Origin of the sequence: Cohnella sp., from assembly GCF_041641335.1 — a bacterium.
Classification (GTDB): domain Bacteria; phylum Bacillota; class Bacilli; order Paenibacillales; family Paenibacillaceae; genus Cohnella.
Genome location: NZ_JBEPYQ010000059.1, coordinates 1 through 15,939, shown reverse-complemented (window position 1 = coordinate 15,939; position 15,939 = coordinate 1). Strand labels below are relative to the sequence as shown.

Below are 15,939 nucleotides of genomic sequence, written 5' to 3'. Positions count from 1 at the left end.
CTCGCGTTATCCGTTACGACGACCTCGACGGATCGCAATAGGCCACGACTTCGCTATAGGGAAGAGTCCCCCCGAAAATATCGAGAGCGCTGCCGATCGTAATATCCAGCTTGCCGCGCGTCAACTCGCGGAATCGCGCCAAATCCGCGAGCGATCGCGCGCCGCCTGCGTAAGTGGTCGGAATCGTCGCCCATTCCGCGAGCTTGGCTGCCAGCTTCTCTTGCACGCCCTCTCGCTTCCCTTCCACATCGACCGCATGGATCAGAAACTCGTCGCAATAGCTTTCGAGCTCCCGGACAGTGGCTTCGTTGACTTCCAGATCGCTAAACTTCGTCCACTGGTTGGTCACCACGAACCATTTGCCGTCCCGTTCCTTGCAGCTGAGGTCAAGTACGAGCCGTTTCTTGCCGACCTCCGCAACGATGCGCCGCAGGTTGTCCATCTGAAGGCGGCCGTCCCGGAAAACGTAAGAAGTGACGATGACGTGCGAAGCCCCTTCGCTTAAGAAGGCCGCCGCGTTATCCGCCGTGATGCCTCCGCCGATCTGCAAGCCGCCGGGATAGGCCCTTAGCGCGGACAACGCAGCCTCCCGGTTGCCGTCGCCGAGCATGATAATGTGCCCGCCGGTTAACCCGTCTTGTTTATACAGCGAAGCATAATCATCCGCCCCACGTTCGGAGACGAAGTTCTCCACGACCTTCGAGTCGTCCGCTTGAAGCGTTTCCCCGACGATCTGCTTCACCTTGCCTTGGTGAATATCGATACAAGGTCTAAACTTCAAAGCCCCTCATTCCTTCCCGACGCCATATCCGTGAACTTGCGGAGCAGAGCCATGCCCAGCTCGCCGCTTTTCTCCGGATGGAACTGCATGCCGTACACCGAACCTCGGCCGACGATTGCCGTCACCGGCTGGTAGTAGTCCGTCACCGCCAGCAAATCCGACTCCCGCTCCGGCAGCGCGTGATACGAGTGCACGAAATACACGTGCCCCGGCTCCACGCTCTCGAACAGCGGGCTCTCTTGCTTGAAGATCAACTCGTTCCAGCCCATATGCGGAACCTTGTAGTCCCCTTGGAACCGGACGACCCGTCCCGGCAGCAAGTCCAGTCCCCGATGGACGCCATGCTCCTCGCTCTCGGTGAACAGCAGCTGCATTCCGAGGCAGATGCCGAGAAACGGCTTGCCCGAAGCCGCGTACTCCTTAACCGTATCGACCAGCCCGGTCTCGCGCAGATTCGACATCGCGTCGCCGAAAGCGCCGACGCCCGGCAGAATCGCGCCGTCCGCCGCCAGAATCTCCCGCGGGTCGGACGTCACGCGAGCTTCGCAGCCGAGCCGCTCTACGGCTTTGCTGACGCTGTGCAGATTTCCCATGCCGTAGTCGATGATCGCGATCACTTACAACACTCCTTTGGTGGACGGCACGCCCTTCACGCGCGGATCGATCGAAGTCGCTTCGTCCAGAGCGCGTCCGAGCGCCTTGAATACGGCCTCGACCATATGGTGCGTATTGCGTCCGTAGTGGACGATGACATGCAGCGTAATGCGCGCTTCCAGCGCCAGCTTCCACAGGAACTCGTGTACCAGCTCCACCGTGAAGCTGCCTACGTTAGCCGCCGGGAACTCCCCGCGCAGCTCGAAATGCGGCCGGTTGCTGATGTCGACGACAACCTGCGCGAGCGCTTCGTCCATCGGAACGAACACGCTGGCGTAGCGCTTGATGCCCTTCTTGTCGCCCAGCGCCTCCCGCAGCACTTGCCCGAGGCAAATGCCGATGTCTTCGACCGTATGATGGTCGTCGATGTCCACATCTCCGCGGGCTTCGACTTTCAGGTCGAACTGGCCGTGCTTGGCGAACAGGTCCAGCATGTGGTTCAAGAACGGAACGTCCGTCTCGAGCGACACCTCGCCGCTTCCGTCCACTCCCAGGGACAATTGAATGTCCGTCTCGTTCGTCTTGCGGGATACGGCCGAGGAACGGCCGCCCAACACCTTCTCTTCGCTCACTTCGTCTCCCTGCCTTCCAATCGGATTTCCACCGCGCGGGCGTGGCCTTCCAGCCCTTCGTGCCGGGCCAGCGTCGCGATCCCCGCGGCGTCTCTAAGCAACGCCTGCTTGCTGTATCGGATCAAGCTGGATTTCTTCAGAAAATCGTCCACGTTCAGCGGTGACGAGAACCGCGCCGTGCCGTTCGTCGGCAGGATGTGGTTCGGGCCCGCGAAATAATCCCCTACCGGCTCCGAGCTGTACGGACCGATGAAGATCGCCCCCGCCGTCTCGATGCGCCCGAGCAGCTCCATCGGCTCGGCCGTCATCACTTCCAGATGCTCCGGAGCCAGCTTGTTGACCACGTCCAGCCCTTCGTCCAGGCTGTCGACGATCAAGATCGCCCCGTGCTGCTCCAAAGAGCTGCGCGCGATATCGACCCGCGGCAAAGCCTCGACCTGGCGCTCCAGCTCCGCCTCCACCGCCTCTGCCAAAGCCTGCGACGGCGTCACCAGCACCGCCGACGCCATCTCGTCGTGCTCCGCCTGCGACAGCATATCCGCGGCCACATACCGCGGATCGGCGCTGTCGTCCGCCAGCACGACAATCTCGCTCGGGCCCGCGATGCTGTCGATGTCGACCGTGCCGTATACGGCCCGTTTCGCCAGCGCCACGAAGATGTTGCCCGGCCCGCAAATCTTGTCGACGGCAGGGATGCTCGCCGTCCCGTAGGCGAGCGCGGCGACCGCCTGCGCTCCCCCGACCCGGTACATCTCCGTCACGCCCGCTTCCGCGGCCGCCACCAGAATGTACGGGTCGATGCCTTCCCGGCCGCCGGTCGCCGGCGGAGTGACCATCGCGATCTCCGGCACGCCGGCTACCTTGGCCGGAAGCACGTTCATGAGCACCGACGACGGATACGCCGCCTTGCCTCCGGGCACATACAGCCCGACGCGGCGCAGCGGGCGAATCGCCATGCCCAGCATCGTGCCGTCCGGCGCCACGTCGATCCACGAGCCGCGCTTCTGCTTCTCGTGGAACGCCGTAATGTTCGCCGCCGCCTGCCGCAGCGCCGCCAGAAACGCCGGCTCCACCTTGGCGTAAGCGCCTTGAATTTCCTCTTCCGTCACCCGAAGCTGCCCCGGCGTCAACGTCACCTTATCGAAAGCCGCCGTATACCGCAGCAGCGCCTCGTCGCCTTCCCGGCGCACCGCCTCCACGACTTCCCGCACCGTGGCGTTCTGCTCCGGCGAGCCGTACTCGCTCTCCCGCTCCAGACGGAATCCGTCCGCTTTGCCTATATACATTCCTGCTCCCTCCTCGCTTAACCGTATCCGTCAGACCGGAGCGCCGATCATCGCGCTCAGCCGGTCGCACAGCTCCTGAATCGCCGAGTTCTTCAGCCTGTAGCTGACGCGGTTGGCGATCAGACGGCTCGTCACCTGAAACAGCGTCTCCATCTCGACGAGCCCGTTCTCCTTCAGCGTCTGCCCGGTTTCCACCATGTCCACGATCCGGTCGGCGAGGCCGATCAGCGGAGCCAGCTCGATCGAGCCGTTCAGCTTGATCACTTCCACCTGCTGCCCCTGCTCCCGGAAATATTGCGAAGCCACGTTCGCGTACTTCGTCGCCACGCGAGGATGGATAACCGGCTTCCAATCAGGCAGCCCGATGACCGACATCCGGCACTTCGCGATGCCGAGATCCAGCAGCTCGTAGACGTCCTTGTTTTCCTCCATCAGAACGTCCTTGCCCACGATCCCGATATCCGCCACGCCGTACTCCACGTAAGTCGGAACGTCGACCGGCTTCGCCATGATGAACTCCATGTTCGCCTCGGGAACCGGGATGATCAGCTTGCGGGAATCGTCGAAATCTTCCGGAATCGGCAGACCGGCTTGCCGGAACAGCTTGCTGGCCTGCTTGTAGATGCGCCCTTTGGGCATCGCGACTTTTAACGTGCCGCTGTCCGTCATGCCAAATCATCCTTTCCGTCTTCGAAAGAAACCAGCTTCTCATACGTTCTTCCGCGGTATGCTATCCCGCTCCTGCTCGCATGCCCTTCCAGATGCGAAGCCCGCAGTTCCTCCAGCTCCGAAGCCGATACGAGCGCGGTCACGACGATCTCGCCTTGCTCGCGCAGCCTGTTCGCCTTCGCGAGAGCCGCCTGACGCTGCGGGCCCTCATACGCCACAAGCGTCCGTTCGCGCTCTTCCGCGGCGTCTTCCACGACCTCCAGAATACGCGTCGTCTTCAGCGCGAATCCCGTAGCGTGAGCGGAGCGTCCGAACTGCGAGAGCAGGTTGTCGTATCGTCCTCCGCTGCACACCGGGAAGCCCAGATGCGAGGCATAGCCTTCGAAAGTCATGCCCGTGTAATAGGAGAAGTCCCCGATCATCGTCAGATCGATCAGCACGTGCTCCTGGATGCCGTACGCCTCCAGCACGTCCCATACGTCGCACAGATGTCGGATCGCCGCCCGCGCCCCTTCGTTCGAGCTAAGCTCCAGCGCCTGGGAGCACACCTCCTGACCGCCCCGAAGCCGCAAAATGTCCTCCAGCTCCCGCTTCCACGCGGCGTCCAGCGACAGCTTGCGAATCGCGTCCCGGTAGCCGACGTGATCCCGCTGCAGCAGACAGGCTTTCAGCGTCTCCTGTTCGCCAACCAGCCCTGGCAGCGTCTCCTCGAACAAACCGTTCAGGAACCCGACGTGGCCCATCGCAATCCTGAACGCCGGCACGCCCGCCGCCTTCAGGGAGGCGACCGCCAGCGCGATCATCTCCGCATCCGCCTCCGGAGACGCGTCTCCGACCAGCTCTACGCCGGTCTGGTAGAATTCCGAGTCCCGACCGCCTTCTTCCTCGAAAGCCCGAAACACGTTGCCGTGGTAGCTCAGGCGGATCGGGAACGCCTCATCCTTCAGCAGCGAACCGACGACGCGCGCGATCGGCGCCGTCATGTCCGAGCGCAGCACGATCGACGTGCCTCGGCGATCCAGCAGCTTGAACAGCTTCTGGTCCGACGTTGAGCTGGCCATCCCGACCGTATCGTAATATTCGAGCGCGGGAGTGATGATCTGCTCGTAACCCCACAAGCGCATGCACTCCAGCACGCTGCGCTCGATCTTCCTCAGCTTGGCTACCGCATGCGGCAAATAATCCTTCACTCCAGTAGGCTTCTCGAACACTTTCGGTTTCGTCATCTTTGCGCACCTTCTTCGCATTTTCCTCTATTGCAAATGGACCGTGCCGCACTCTCTTGCGACTCTCCGTTGCTTTTCGCAATCACTTCATTGCATTAAAGTGCTACCATGTTACCATACTGCCAAAATAAAGAGATTAGTCGTATATTACCATGACCCCATCGCTCAGTCAATCCCGCTTTCCCGATACGTTTCCGCTCTCCGATACAGTGAAAGTCGCCCGACGCCGTCTAGGCCGTCGGGCGACTTTCGTTTATTCGAATACGACTCCTGCGCCGTATTGCACCAAGTCGCGAACAAGCATGAACGCGTCGCCGTTCGTCAATCGTTCACGGTCGGCCAGATTGGCGATCGTCTCGTCGCGAATCCATCCCCGCTCCGCCAATGCCTGCAAGGCCGTCTGGCGGTCGTCGTCCAGTCCTGCCGCTTTGGCGATCATGTACGCGGCCAGATCGAGACCGAGCGCATCCTTCGCGGATGCCCCGCCAACCGAGGAAGCCGTCAACGTTTGCCGTATCAGCTCCGGATAGCGCTTCTGCAACGTACGCATTTGATTTAAGAATCTCTGGGAATTCGTCATCTCGTCCAGCTTCCAGTCGTTCCCGTACCCGCCGCTCGCAAGGGCCAGGCTGGCCGCCGCCGCAAGTCCCGGGTACGCTTCATGCTTCGTATAAGCCGGAGGCGAGAAGCTGCGCATTGTCAAGTCCATCCCTTGCTCCGTCAGCCTCTGCCGAAGCTCCCCTATCGCTTCCGGCGACAGGGAAAGCTCCCGCAGGGAGACTCCCCGCTCCAGCGCAAGCTTGACGGCGGCGCCAGCGGCCTCGCCAGTCGCCATTCCGAGCGGAATGACCCGAGCGCTGCCGTGAGGCAGCGTGTCGAAGCTGGCCGACCGCCCAACGACGAGCAGGCCGTCCACCTTCAGAGGAACAAGACTGCGGAAGGGCACCCCGTACTGCTTCGGCACCATCAGAATCGTGCCTTTGTTATTGGCGTCGAGACTTTGAATATCCACCTCGTACGACCCATAGGCGATCGCGTCCCAATGATCGCGATTTTCCAGCAGATCCGCCATCTTCAGCCGGTACTCTCCCAGGATGTGACGGGTTTCCCTGACGTACAGCTCGGGCGCGGTGCCGGCGAATTCTACGCCGCGGAATTGCTCGAACCTCGTCTTTAGAAATTCGACGATCAACGGCGCTTCCTTCTCGCCGATCCGCAGCCCCTCGTTTACCGATTCGGGGTCAAGCGGATCGATTCCGTAAATCTGCATCGAGTTGATCAGTACCGTGTCGCCGTCCTGTCGTCCAATGTTCAGGTTGCGCATCTGCACTCTCGACGAATCCGAAGACACGTACTCCCTGGCTTCTTGATATCCCCAGATGCTGCGGCTGTCGAAGCCGCCGGCATTGTCGAACCGCTTCATCTTGCGCCACGCTTCGTCCGTCACGCCGCTGAGCTTGAATACCAGCGTTACCGCCATCCGCGCTTCCGGCTCCCCGAGATCCTCGCGTCCGAACGTGTACGGCGCCCCCGCGGCGGCTGCGACGTCGGCATCTTGGGTCGCGTCGATAATCGCCTTGGCGCGGACGACGAACTCCCTTCCGTCTACCGTCGCCAGCCGCATCCCGACCGCCTGGCTCCCTTCCAGCATGGGCTCCATCGTTCGCGCGTGCAGCAGAAGGTCGATATTTTCCTCCGCGGATATCATTCGAATGAACAGATTGGCGGCGCGGTTTACATCGAAGGAGGAGCCCCGAATTCCGTCGTACCACTCCTGGAACAATCCTTTATTCAAATAAACGGGATCTTTCCAGAGCCGATAGTTAACGGGAGCTTTATTGAGATCGAGCGTATTCAGCCACCCCAGCGTCATCAGCCCGCCCAGAACGGAACGGTCGCGGTTCTCGACGAGCAGCACCTTCAAACCGTTGCGCGAAGCCGAGATCGCCGCCATAATTCCTTCCGGATCGGTTCCCGCTACGATTACGTCGTACTCGTCGGCAAGGCGTTCCGCGGAAACGACGGGATCGAGCGGCTCCTGAGCAACTTTGTAGTTCGATTCATGAAGCCGATTCTGGTAGGTTAGGCAGAGCAAAAGGGGAACGAGCAGCAGATAACCGATAATTGTTCCCGGACGCTTCATCATTTCGCCACCTCGCTATCGAAGCTCCGAGCCGTCGCCGGCATCGCCAAGCGAACGCAGAGGATTGCCCCCGACCCGCGCCCCCGGAGCGACGTCCTTGTGGACGACAGAGCCGGCCGCGACGACCGCCCCGTCGCCGATCGTTACCCCCGGCAGCACCGTCACGTTCGCTCCGATCATGACGTTAGCGCCGATTCGAATATCTCCCAGACGGTATTCCTTGATCAAATATTCGTGAGTGAGCAGCGTCGAGTTGTAGCCGATGATCGAGTTGTCTCCGATCGAGATTCGCTCGGGGAAGAAGACGTCCACCATCACCATGAGCGCGAACGACGTATGCCGCCCGACCTTCATCCCGAGCACGCGCCTGTAGATCCAGTTTTTAACCGGCAGGCTCGGACAGTAGCGCGCGATCTGGATAAAGACGAAATTGCGCACCGACTTGAACCGAGACACCGTGCGGTAGACTTGCCACAGCGCGTTCGGCCCCTCCACCGGATACCTCTCCACGTTCCTCAACCTTAAGCACCCTCATTTCCGATTCCGCATAGGGCCAGCAGCTCGCCCATCTCCGTTACGATGTACGAAGCGCCGGATTTGCGCAGCAGCTCTTCCCCCTTCAGGGACCACGCCACTCCTACGGGAACAGCTCCCGCCCGGAGCGCGGATACGATGTCGACGGAGCTGTCTCCGACCATCAGCGTCTCCGACGCTTTCGAGCCGAGCGCCGCGACCGCCTTCTCCACCGGCTCCGGATGCGGCTTCGCGTTCTCCACGTCGTCCAGCGTCACGATCGTATCCATATAGGAATAGATCTCCAGAAGCTTAAGCGCGCGAATCGTCGTCTCCCTCATCTTCGTCGTTACGACGCCGATCCGAACGCCCTCCCGATGAAGCCGTTCGATCGTTTCCTTCACGCCCGGAAACAGCGACACCATCTCGTCGTGCTTAAGCAGATTGTATTCGCGGTAGGAGCCCACCAGCGCCGCGACATCGTCTCTCCCGGTAAAATGCTTCATCTGAACGGCCAGAGGCTCGCCCATCGACGGAATGATCCGCTCCCGCCCGAAGCTCTCGGGAACATGACCGCGAAGCGCATGCATGAAAGATTGGATGATCAGTTCATTCGTATCGATGATCGTGCCGTCAAGATCGAACAGGACGGTCGTGATCTTGGCCCCGGACCTAGTCTCCGCCGCCTCCATCGTTCCCGGAGTCGCTTCCTTCGTCTGAATCTTTGCGGTTGGTTGCTCCTCCGTCCGCGTCGTTGCGTTTGTTCCCGTTTGCGTCATTCTTGCTGCTCCCCGTTTCTTCGCGCCCCACGGACGCGGTTTTCCCGGTTTTGAAATTCACCAGCGGATCGTTGTACTTCTCCGTTGCATATCCCAGCTTGCGCCGCGTCGCGATCAGAATGATGCCGCCTATGACGAGCAGCAGAGCCAGCAGCTGCGAGATGCGGATATTGCCTTCCGCCGGGTTCAGGTAGCCTTGCTCGAACACGGCCGTCATCGGAGACCACAGGGCGTCCAGCGTCGACTTGAGCCATTCCGGCCCTTTGAAAGCCAAGCTGTCCGTGCGAAGCGCCTCGATGAAGAAGCGGCCGATCGAATACCAGATGAAATAGGTGAACAGCAGTTCGCCCGATTTCAGGAAGTTGCGGCGCCGGATAACGAACAGAATGATCAGACCGACCAGGCTCCACAGCGATTCATAGAGAAAGGTCGGATGATGAAACACGCCCTGGACGTTCATCTGATTCACGATAAAATTCGGAAGGTGGAGCGTCTCCCGCAGAAACGACTCTTCAACCTCTCCGCCGTAAGCCTCCTGATTGACGAAGTTGCCCCAGCGCCCGATCATCTGCCCGATGAGCAAGGATGGAGCGCAGATATCGGCGATTCTCCAGAAACTGTAGCCTTTGGCCCGTATGTAGAAAAAGCCGCTGAGCAGCGCTCCGATCAACGCTCCGTAGATGGCGATCCCGCCGTTCCAAATCTGGATGATCTCGCCCGGATGATCCTGGTAATAATCCCACTTGAACGCCACGTAATACAATCGCGCCGCAATAATGGAAGACGGAACTCCGATCAGCAGCAAGTCCAGGAAAAAATCGGCGTTTAACCCGAAGCGCTTGCCTTCCTGAACCGCGATGAGCAAGCCGGCCAAAGCCGCGGCCCCCAGAATGATGCCATACCAATGTACATCAAGAAGAGTTCCTATCGAGAACGCGATCGGATCGAGCAGCATCGTAAACATCGTTTTCCTCCAACTCTATTATTCGTAATCGTCCTCGGATATCGCTTCCGTCAGCTTGTTCGTGAATTGCAGCGCCGCATTGTAGCCCATTCGCTTAAGCCGATAATTCATCGCCGCCACTTCCAGAATGACCGCCAAGTTCCGGCCCGGTCTGACCGGCACGGTGAGCAGCGGCACCTCTGTCTCGATAATCTTGGTCGTCTCTTCGTCCAGTCCGAGGCGATCATACTGCTTGTCCTGCTGCCAATTCTCCAGACGGACGACGAGGCTGATGCTTGTCTGGTTTTTCACCGCGCCGGCTCCGAACAGGGTCATCACGTTCAGAATGCCTAATCCGCGAATCTCAAGCAGATGCCGAATCAGCTCCGGGGACGTTCCAAACAGATGGTTGTCGGCCGTCTGGCGGATTTCGACCGCATCGTCCGCGATCAGGCGATGGCCGCGCTTGACCAGCTCCAGCGCCGTCTCGCTCTTGCCGATGCCGCTGCCGCCGGTAATGAGCATGCCCACACCGTACACGTCCACAAGGACGCCGTGAATCGTCGCCGACGGAGCCAACCTTTTCTCCAGAAAATTCGTAATCCGGCTGAGCAGAATCGTCGTCGCGACGGAGCTCCTGAGTACCGGAAAATGGCGCTCGTTGGCGATCTCCACCAGCTCGGCGGGAGTGTCCAGTCCGCGCGTAATAATAAGGCAAGGCGTTTCCTCGTGGCATAGCCTCTCCATCCGGTCGCGCCGCTCTTCCGAAGTCAACGTTTCGAGGAACGCGAGCTCCGTACGGCCCAACATCTGCGCCCGATCCGCCGGATAATAATTGAAATAGCCGGCCATCTCCAGGCCTGGCCGATTTAAGTCGTCCGTGATAATAGTACGTCGCAATCCGTCTTCGCCGGCGACAATTTCGAGGTGAAATTGCTGCACGAGCTCGGATACTCTCACTTTTTTGGCCATCGTACAGCTCCTTTCCTGATTTCCCCTATTTATCGTATCGAAAATAATCGGACAAAGCAATCGAATTCGCAGGAAGGAACGCCGGTTGAGCGCCAAGCGCCAAAAAACCGTCCGGCCATTGGCCGAACGGTTTCCGCTCTTACCGATCTATTAGCTCTCGAATACGTTCAGTTCCGAGTCCTTGTCGAAGATGTGGACTTTGTTCATGTCGATCGCAAGCTTGATGTTTTGGTTCTCGCGCAAGCCGGAACGTCCGTCAACGCGGGCAATGACGTTCTCTTTGCCCAGGCCGTTCAGGTACAGGTATTGCTCGTGACCCAGGTTCTCCGCAACTTCGATCGTCGCGTTGACGACCGTGTTCGGGGAAGCTTCGATGAATACAGGCTCTTCGTGCAAATCTTCCGGACGGATGCCCAGGATGATCTCGCGGCCGATGTAGCCTTTGGCGCGCAGTACTTTCGCTTTGCCTTCCGTAACTTCAACGTTAAAGCCGGTTGCGCGGAAGCGAACGGAGCCGCCTTCTTCAACCAGTTGGCCCGTGATGAAGTTCATCGCCGGAGCGCCGATGAAGCCTGCAACGAACAGGTTGACCGGATGGTTGTACAGAACGTCCGGAGTAGCGGCTTGCTGAATGAAGCCGTCTTTCATAACGACGATACGGTCGCCCATCGTCATAGCTTCCGTCTGGTCATGCGTTACGTAGATACAAGTCGTCTCAAGACGCTTCATCAATTTGGAGATGTTCGCGCGCATTTGCGTACGCAGCTTGGCATCCAAGTTAGAGAGCGGTTCGTCCATCAAGAACACTTGAGGCTCACGAACGATTGCGCGTCCCAGTGCGACACGTTGACGCTGACCGCCGGAGAGAGCCTTCGGCTTACGGTCGAGCAAGTGCTCGATTTCCAGCGTGCGAGCCGCTTCGCGTACGCGACGGTCGATCTCGTCTTTGCGGAATTTGCGCAGCTTCAGACCGAATGCCATGTTCTGATACACGTTCATATGAGGATAAAGGGCGTAAGATTGGAATACCATCGCGATGTCGCGATCTTTCGGAGCGACGTCGTTCACGACGCGGTCGCCGATGTACAGCTTGCCTTCGGAAATTTCTTCGAGTCCTGCGATCATACGCAGCGTAGTCGATTTACCGCAGCCGGATGGGCCTACGAGAACGAGAAATTCCTTGTCTTGGATGTCCAAGTTAAAGTCGGTAACCGATGCTTTGTCGGAACCCGGATATTTTTTATACACGCTTTCTAAACGAACGCCTGCCATGTACATTTCCCCCTAAACTTCGTTTGAAGGTACACGAATATCTTACCTTACAGCCGGGCCGGATGACTATGCACAAAGCGTACAAAAAATTCATTTCCTTTTCGTGACTTTGTACAATAGCAATAAGATCCGTACGAGCACTGCATCGTTGAACGAGCGCACGTCCAGTCCCGCCTCGTTTTTGATTTTGTCCAACCGGTACAGAAGGGTATTCCGGTGAATGAACAGTTTTTTGGCGGTTTCGCTCACGTTGCAATCCATCGAGAAGAACGCGTCCAGCGTGGCGACCGTCTCCGAATCGGTAAACAGGTCGGGCCTTCCCATCATTTCTTCGACGAATCGGGAGCGAACCGTCTCGGGAATGCCGCTGAGCAGCCTCTCGAGATGCACGAGCCACGGCAGATGAATCTGCATGCCCACGTGGAACTTGCGACCGAGGAAGATCGTCTCCCTTAGCGTAGCAACGATGCGCACGACGTTCTCCGAAGGCACGATCGGCTCTCCCACCGCGATGTGACACTCTCCGCCCCATTCGCTCGTAATCAGCTCGTGCAGCCCTTGAGCCAATGAAGCCAGCAGATCCTTCGTCTCCTCGTGCCCGATCTCTTCGTCTCCGTCCGCGTCCGCCTCGGACAGCACGCTGTCGCTGGTGAGCACGAGCCATTCGTGCTCGCGCAGAGGAATAAGCAGCGTGTCTTCCGGGATATACGTCCGTATCGTCTTCTCCAGTTCGCCGTACGACGGCTCCTTGTCTTCCACCTGCTCGCATGAGAGGAGAAAAGGCACCATTCCCTCGAACAGCCGGTTGCGCAGCTCCATCCGGTCCGGAACCTCCGCCCTCCACTCGCCGGCCGCCACCGACTGCTGGATCCATTCTCCGAATCGTCTGGCCTGGCGCTCCAGATCAGAGGCCGTCGAGACCGGCCGCATGTTCCCTTGGCGGATCGCCCAGCTCAGAAGCTGTCTCTCGAGCGGAGACAGCGTGGCCCCGATCTCCACGCAATGGAGTTCGGATCCGCCGACTCGCGCGAGCATCAAGCACCCGGTATCCGTCTGAATGGCATCTCCGGCTTCCGGGTGCTTCTCCCCGCCCGCCTTCTCCCATTCGGTTCCGGTCAGCACTTTGGCGACGACCGTCGCGTTCAGCAGCTTGCTCAGCTCCTGCAGCTTGGTTTTATTCATCGTTGAAAAAGCCCCTTGTCAGCGAAGATTGCGATATGCGTCATTGTACCATATTTGACGCGGGCGGAGCGATTCAACGCAGAATGAGCAGCACGACGATGGACAGCAAGGAGAACACCGCCGCGATCAAGTAGAGGAAGCTGACGGTCTGAACCTGCGTCAGCCCCCACTTCATCAGGCTGTGGTGGGTATGCAGATTGTCCGCCCGGTGCAAACCTTTGCCTTCGAGCAGCCTTCGCGAGAATACGATCACCGTATCCAGAATCGGCACGCCGAGGGCCAGCATGGGGACGGACAGGGAGAGCAGCGTCGCCCCTTTGAGCGTGCCGTCCACGGCCGTTACCGCAAGCGCGTATCCCAGGAAGGTCGCTCCGGCGTCGCCCATGAAAATGCGAGCGGGATGGAAGTTGTATGCGAGGAAAGCCAGACAGGCTCCCGAGAGCGCGACGGCCACGAGCGCCGTATCCTTATGCGCGAAGATGAGCGAGGCGGCGAACAGCGTCATCGAAGAGATCGCGGTCACGCCGGACGCCAATCCGTCGATTCCGTCGATGAAGTTGAGCATGTTGATCAGGGCGAACACCCATACGGCCGTGAAGGCGGCGGAAGCCGCCGGGGAGAAAATAATCATCGCGGCGGAGGAGGGCGAGGAGATGCCCTGGATGGCGATCCCCTGCCAGAACGGGACGAACGCTACCGCGATGTAGGCGATGAGCCGGGGCCATACCGGGAATTCCAACCCTTTGGCCTTGAATCCGTCGTCGATCAGCCCGACGACGATCAGAGCGGCGCCGCCGATCGACAGCGCGCGAAACAAAGGCGAGTCGCCCATGAAGAGAACAACCGGTACCATGACGCCGGCAAACAGCGCGATTCCGCCGGACAACGGAACCGGCGCCGCATGGATTTTGCGCTTGGAGGGACGATCGACGAAGCGGAAGCGGAGCGCAAGCTTGCGCACTTGAGGGACGAGCAGCAGCACGATTGCGAAAGAAAGAGCCAAGGCGTACAGGTAGATCATCTGGTGTCCTCCGCCATTGTTCGATATGCACTTAACTTTCCCCCGCCCTGACGCCTTCTATCCCTTAAGGGAGAACGCGATCGCCTTCTCCGGGCCGCCAGGGAAGTCGCTGAGGAAGTTATATTCAATGATGTCCGGCAGATCGCCAGAGGCGAGCAGGATGTTGAGCGCTTCCTTCGCTTGTCCCGACGGAGGAGCGATGAAATTCAGCTTAACTCCCGTTATCTTCTGCCACTCTTGGAAAAACGGAACTTCGTCGTGCGTCGCTTTGACGCCTACCAGGTTGCCCGTCAACTCTCCCCAGTAGGTCAGCGTCTTGTCTGTGTTAAGCGGATACGTCGCCGCCCCGCCATCTTCTCCCTGCTGGCTTGCCGATGCTTCCGCCGTCGCGGACGGGCTGTTCGAAGCAGCAGGGCTTTCCCCTTTGTTAGCGTTGTTGTCTTTGGATGAACAAGCGACTAGCAGCGTGCCGACCATTATAATGGCAAGGGCAGCCATGAGCAGTCTTTTCATTTCCCAACCTCCGCCTGTCGAATAGTGAGATGCATCTCGCTATCAGACTAACGGAGGAAACGCTGGGGCCGATATGGGCAAAACGTAAAATCGGATGGCGAATTTCGCGCCGCCTGAGCGACGATTTCTCCAATTGGATTGATCATACGAACAAAAAAAGAGCCGGGAATCATCCCAGCTCTTGCAGCGCTTCGTCCGGAGAGAGCACGCCGCTTGCTACGCGCTCGATGCGATCGGCGAACAATTCCAACATGTAATGAAACAAAGAGACGACCTCCAGCAGTTCGTCCGCCGATACCGTCCGCGAAGACGAAACCGTATAGACGTAACGGGCGTACACCTCCCCGTCCTCCTTAATGCCGAAGTATCCGAGTGGCAGCAGCACATGCCTGATGGTGAGCACCGGGTACTACCTTCCTGTTTGACGTTTTTACTTGCGCCGCTCCGGTTCTGCCTGCGACATCAAAAAAAGCAGACGCTTTAACGTCTACTGTCGGTTCAAAAACTGGTGAGCCATGTAGGACTCGAACCTACGACACCCTGATTAAAAGTCAGGTGCTCTACCAACTGAGCTAATGGCTCGGGTACTGGTGGAGGGTGATGGATTCGAACCACCGAACCCGAAGGAAGAGATTTACAGTCTCCCGCGTTTGGCCACTTCGCTAACCCTCCATGTATAACCCGCCGGTAGAATGCACACCTGATTGGCTTGCTAATACCGGGTAAAACCGATGGTGGCTCGAGACGGAATCGAACCGCCGACACGAGGATTTTCAGTCCTCTGCTCTACCAGCTGAGCTATCGAGCCTTACTTGCCTTGGTACAGGCATCCGACGAATGATCGGAAAATAAATGGCGGAGCCGACGGGATTCGAACCCGCGGTCTCCTGCGTGACAGGCAGGCATGTTAGGCCTCTACACCACGGCTCCGCGATACAAGGGGCCCCGAAAAGTAATCGGAATATGCCACGAAGGCATTCTTCACTTTTTGGGGTACTTTTATGGTGGAGGCTGAGGGGATCGAACCCCCGACCCTCTGCTTGTAAGGCAGATGCTCTCCCAGCTGAGCTAAGCCTCCATGGGATTAAAGATTGGTAGCGGCGGAGGGACTTGAACCCCCGACCCTCCGGGTATGAACCGAATGCTCTAGCCAGCTGAGCTACGCCGCCACATCGTAAACGTCGATTCGGCACGATAGCTGAACCGATATGCATTCATCATGCACGCAAGGCTTACGCCTTGAAAACTGGATGCGAACCAAGTGGAGCGAAGAAGAAGGTGAAGTATCTTGCTTTATCGTGTCATTCGTTAGGATAAGCCCTCGACCGATTAGTACTCGTCAGCTCCACACATTGCTGCGCTTCCACCCCGAGCCTATCAACCTGGTGTTCTTCCAGGGGTCTTACGAATTGG

The 15,939-nt window shown here is 58.9% G+C and carries 16 protein-coding genes, 6 tRNA genes and 1 rRNA gene; all 23 read right to left on the bottom strand.

Annotated features, from left to right (window positions below; translation table 11 throughout):
- Nucleotides 1-13: 13 nt before the first annotated feature.
- Nucleotides 14-781 carry a phosphoribosylformimino-5-aminoimidazole carboxamide ribotide isomerase gene (hisA, locus tag ACESLM_RS18800; protein ID WP_372633101.1) on the bottom strand — a complete coding sequence of 256 codons (768 nt, stop codon included), beginning with the start codon at nucleotides 779-781 and terminating at the stop codon, nucleotides 14-16.
- Entirely contained in the window at nucleotides 778-1,398 is a 621-nt protein-coding gene (hisH, locus tag ACESLM_RS18795; RefSeq protein ID WP_372633100.1) for an imidazole glycerol phosphate synthase subunit HisH, read from the bottom strand. Before hisH ends, hisA begins: the two co-directional genes overlap by 4 nt.
- Nucleotides 1,399-2,007, bottom strand: a complete 609-nt coding sequence (gene hisB, locus ACESLM_RS18790; protein ID WP_094042904.1) for an imidazoleglycerol-phosphate dehydratase HisB — start codon at nucleotides 2,005-2,007, stop codon at nucleotides 1,399-1,401.
- Nucleotides 2,004-3,293 carry a histidinol dehydrogenase gene (gene hisD, locus ACESLM_RS18785; protein ID WP_372633099.1) on the bottom strand — a complete coding sequence of 430 codons (1,290 nt, stop codon included), beginning with the start codon at nucleotides 3,291-3,293 and terminating at the stop codon, nucleotides 2,004-2,006. Before hisD ends, hisB begins: the two co-directional genes overlap by 4 nt.
- 30 nt (nucleotides 3,294-3,323) lie before the next feature.
- Nucleotides 3,324-3,962, bottom strand: a complete 639-nt coding sequence (gene hisG, locus ACESLM_RS18780) for an ATP phosphoribosyltransferase (protein ID WP_372633098.1) — start codon at nucleotides 3,960-3,962, stop codon at nucleotides 3,324-3,326.
- On the bottom strand, nucleotides 3,959-5,188 hold the full coding sequence (locus tag ACESLM_RS18775) for an ATP phosphoribosyltransferase regulatory subunit (protein WP_372633097.1): 1,230 nt from the start codon (nucleotides 5,186-5,188) through the stop codon (nucleotides 3,959-3,961). Before ACESLM_RS18775 ends, hisG begins: the two co-directional genes overlap by 4 nt.
- 253 nt (nucleotides 5,189-5,441) lie before the next feature.
- The gene (locus ACESLM_RS18770; RefSeq protein WP_372633096.1) at nucleotides 5,442-7,334 is read right to left on the bottom strand and encodes an FAD-dependent oxidoreductase; all 1,893 of its coding nucleotides are present in this window, start codon (nucleotides 7,332-7,334) and stop codon (nucleotides 5,442-5,444) included.
- 12 nt (nucleotides 7,335-7,346) lie between these two features.
- Entirely contained in the window at nucleotides 7,347-7,850 is a 504-nt protein-coding gene (locus ACESLM_RS18765) for an acyltransferase (RefSeq protein WP_372633095.1), read from the bottom strand.
- A gap of 2 nt (nucleotides 7,851-7,852) precedes the next feature.
- On the bottom strand, nucleotides 7,853-8,536 hold the full coding sequence (ppaX, locus tag ACESLM_RS18760) for a pyrophosphatase PpaX (protein ID WP_372633094.1): 684 nt from the start codon (nucleotides 8,534-8,536) through the stop codon (nucleotides 7,853-7,855).
- Nucleotides 8,517-9,587 (bottom strand): prolipoprotein diacylglyceryl transferase, encoded by a 1,071-nt coding sequence (gene lgt / locus ACESLM_RS18755; RefSeq protein ID WP_372633093.1) that lies wholly within the window; start codon nucleotides 9,585-9,587, stop codon nucleotides 8,517-8,519. Before lgt ends, ppaX begins: the two co-directional genes overlap by 20 nt.
- A gap of 18 nt (nucleotides 9,588-9,605) precedes the next feature.
- On the bottom strand, nucleotides 9,606-10,538 hold the full coding sequence (gene hprK / locus ACESLM_RS18750) for an HPr(Ser) kinase/phosphatase (RefSeq protein WP_372633092.1): 933 nt from the start codon (nucleotides 10,536-10,538) through the stop codon (nucleotides 9,606-9,608).
- Between the two features lie 150 nt (nucleotides 10,539-10,688).
- Nucleotides 10,689-11,810: an ABC transporter ATP-binding protein gene (locus tag ACESLM_RS18745; RefSeq protein WP_094042897.1), complete on the bottom strand. Its 1,122-nt coding sequence runs from the start codon at nucleotides 11,808-11,810 to the stop codon at nucleotides 10,689-10,691.
- Nucleotides 11,811-11,900: 90 nt separating this feature from the next.
- Nucleotides 11,901-12,992 (bottom strand): PucR family transcriptional regulator, encoded by a 1,092-nt coding sequence (locus tag ACESLM_RS18740; protein ID WP_372633091.1) that lies wholly within the window; start codon nucleotides 12,990-12,992, stop codon nucleotides 11,901-11,903.
- A gap of 73 nt (nucleotides 12,993-13,065) precedes the next feature.
- Complete coding sequence (locus ACESLM_RS18735; RefSeq protein WP_372633090.1) at nucleotides 13,066-14,013, bottom strand: MraY family glycosyltransferase; 948 nt, start codon at nucleotides 14,011-14,013, stop codon at nucleotides 13,066-13,068.
- 57 nt (nucleotides 14,014-14,070) lie between these two features.
- On the bottom strand, nucleotides 14,071-14,526 hold the full coding sequence (locus ACESLM_RS18730) for a hypothetical protein (protein WP_372633089.1): 456 nt from the start codon (nucleotides 14,524-14,526) through the stop codon (nucleotides 14,071-14,073).
- 169 nt (nucleotides 14,527-14,695) lie between these two features.
- A complete protein-coding gene (locus tag ACESLM_RS18725) occupies nucleotides 14,696-14,929 on the bottom strand; it encodes a hypothetical protein (protein ID WP_372633088.1) in 234 nt (77 codons plus the stop codon).
- Nucleotides 14,930-15,032: 103 nt separating this feature from the next.
- Nucleotides 15,033-15,108, bottom strand: a tRNA-Lys gene (locus ACESLM_RS18720).
- A gap of 6 nt (nucleotides 15,109-15,114) precedes the next feature.
- A tRNA-Tyr gene (locus ACESLM_RS18715) sits at nucleotides 15,115-15,198 on the bottom strand.
- 60 nt (nucleotides 15,199-15,258) lie between these two features.
- A tRNA-Phe gene (locus tag ACESLM_RS18710) sits at nucleotides 15,259-15,334 on the bottom strand.
- Between the two features lie 45 nt (nucleotides 15,335-15,379).
- A tRNA-Asp gene (locus ACESLM_RS18705) sits at nucleotides 15,380-15,456 on the bottom strand.
- 72 nt (nucleotides 15,457-15,528) lie between these two features.
- Nucleotides 15,529-15,604, bottom strand: a tRNA-Val gene (locus ACESLM_RS18700).
- A 14-nt stretch (nucleotides 15,605-15,618) separates the two neighbouring features.
- Nucleotides 15,619-15,695: transfer RNA gene (locus tag ACESLM_RS18695), tRNA-Met, on the bottom strand.
- A 140-nt stretch (nucleotides 15,696-15,835) separates the two neighbouring features.
- Nucleotides 15,836-15,939 (bottom strand): 23S ribosomal RNA (locus tag ACESLM_RS18690); the annotation flags it as partial.